Annotated in this window: 2 protein-coding genes; both read right to left on the bottom strand. The window is 67.8% G+C overall.

Annotated features, from left to right (window positions below; genetic code table 11):
* A partial coding sequence (locus HCR68_RS13855) for an ABC transporter ATP-binding protein (protein WP_167150441.1) occupies positions 1–886 on the bottom strand: 886 nt, incomplete at its 3' end.
* Positions 883–2388, bottom strand: a 1506-nt coding sequence (locus HCR68_RS13850; RefSeq protein ID WP_167150439.1) for an ABC transporter ATP-binding protein, incomplete at its 5' end; no start/stop codon positions are given. The genes HCR68_RS13850 and HCR68_RS13855, both read right to left, overlap by 4 nt.

Here is a 2388-nt window from a genome sequence, read left to right as displayed (position 1 = left end):
GGGTGTTGATCCTGCCGGTACGGGCCCACTGGTTGGTGAAGGCCTTCTGCGAGCGCGGCCCGATGATCCCGAAGACCACACCCATGAGCGGGAAGATGAGCAGCGCCACCAGCGCCAGGCGCCAGGAGATGGTCAGCATCATCCCCAGCACCCCCACCACCGTCAGGACCGAGGTCAGGGCGCTGGACAGGGACTGCTGGAGGGTGTTGGCCACGTTGTCGACGTCGTTGGTCACCCGGCTGAGCAGCTCACCGCGCGCCACGGTGTCGAAGTAGGCCAGCGGCAGGCGGTGGACCTTGTCCTCCACCCGAGCACGCAACTCGAACAGGGCCCGCACCGTGACCCGGTTGATGAGCCACCCCTGCAACCAGTTGAGCACCGCCGAACCCACATACAGCACCAGCACCACCGTCAGGATCTGGCCCAGCCGGGTGTAGTCGATGCCCGCGCCCGGAACGACGTCCATCGTCGAGAGCATCGTGGCGAAGTCGTCCATGCCACGGGAGCGCAGCATCTCCACGGCCTGGGCCTTGGTGGTGCCGGCCGGCAGCATCGTGGAGACCACGCCCTCGAAGATGACGTTGGTGGCCTGGCCCAGCACCTTGGGGGCGGCCACGGCCAGCACGACCGTGCCGACCGCAGCCAGGGCCACGACCACCAGGGACACCCGGTAGGCGCCCAGCAGCCCGAGCATCCGCTTGAAGGAGGGCCAGAACGCCTCGGCCTTCCCCGGGGGCGGGCCATCGTGCCAGTCGCCCGAGGAGGCCTGGGCCTCGGCGGCCAGCCTGACGTCGTCCTCGCTGAGCTCGTCGGGGCTGACGGCGGCCGTGTCAGTGCCGACTGCGGTGTCGGCCGAGGTGCCGGCTCCGGTGTTGCCTGTGCTCATGCTGCGGCCTCCGCTCCGAGTTGGGAGGTGACGATTTCGTGGTAGGTGTTGTTGGTGGCTAGTAGCTCGGTGTGGGTGCCGTGGCCGACCAGGTGGCCGCCGTCCAGGACGAGGATCTGGTCGGCGGTGGTGATCGAGGAGATGCGCTGGGCCACGATGATCTTGGTGATACCGGCCGTGGCCGGTCCCATGGCCTCACGCAGGCGCGCGTCGGTGGACACGTCCAGCGCACTGAAGGAGTCATCGAAGATCAGGACGCTGGGACGACGCACCAGGGCCCGGGCAATGGCCAGACGCTGACGCTGACCACCCGAGACATTCGTACCCCCCTGAGCAATGACCGCCTGGAGCCCACCATCCATCCGACTGACAAAACCGGCGGCCTGAGCGACCTCCAAAGCCGCCCACAGCTCCTCATCAGACGCCTCCTGGCGCCCCAGGCGCAAGTTGGAGGCCACACTGCCGGCGAACAGGAAAGGCACCTGGGGCACCAGCCCCAGCTGCGCCCACAACGCCTCAGGATCAGCGGCACGCACATCCACTCCGCCGATGAGCACCTGTCCCGAGCTCGCCTCGAGAAGCCGGGCCAGCAACCGCACCACCGTGGACTTGCCCGACGCCGTCGAGCCGACGATCGCCGTCGTCGTGCCCGGTTCCACAGTGAAACTCACCCCGTCCAGCACCCGGGCGTCGGCATCGGGGTAGACGAAGGTGACGTCGCGCATCTCAACCGTTCCGGGGGCCGGGAAGGTGTCGACGGCGCCCGGCGGACGGGTGATACTCGCCTCCGTGGCCAGCACCTCACTGACACGCTCGGCGCACACCGCCGCCCGCGGGATCATGATCGTCATGAAGCTCGCCATGACGATCCCCATGAGGATCTGCATGAGGTAGGACATGAAGGCGATGAGGGTACCGACCTCCACGTCGCCGTCACCGACCTGGTGCCCGCCGAACCAGATGACGCCGACGATCGTGACGTCCAGCACGAGCATCACCAGCGGGAACAGGAGCACGAAGAGCTGACCCACGCGATCGCCGACCCTGGCGATGTCGGTGTTGGCACCCTCGAAGCGCTGCCTCTCGGCGTCCTCACGCACGAAGGCGCGGATTACCCGGATACCCGTGAGCTGCTCACGCATCACCCGGTTGATGGCATCAAGCCTGTCCTGGTAGGAGCGGAACAGGGGCAGCATCCGGCTCACGATGAGGCCCACCGCCGCGAGCAGCACCGGCACCGCCACCGCGATCAGCCACGACAGACCCGGCGCGCGCGACACCGCCATCATCACCCCACCGACCGCCATGACCGGCGCGGTCACCAACATCGTGCACCCCATCATCACCAGCATCTGCACCTGCTGGACGTCGTTGGTGTTGCGGGTGATGAGCGAGCCCGCCCCGAACTCAGTGATCTCCCGCTCACAGAAACCACTGACCCGCCCGAAGACCTCCCCGCGCAGGTCACGGCCCATGCTCATCGCCGCCCGCGCCGCCAGATA

Origin of the sequence: Actinomyces sp. ZJ308, assembly GCF_011752065.1 — a bacterium.
Lineage (GTDB): Bacteria > Actinomycetota > Actinomycetes > Actinomycetales > Actinomycetaceae > Actinomyces.
This window is presented reverse-complemented; position numbering and strand designations above follow the sequence as displayed.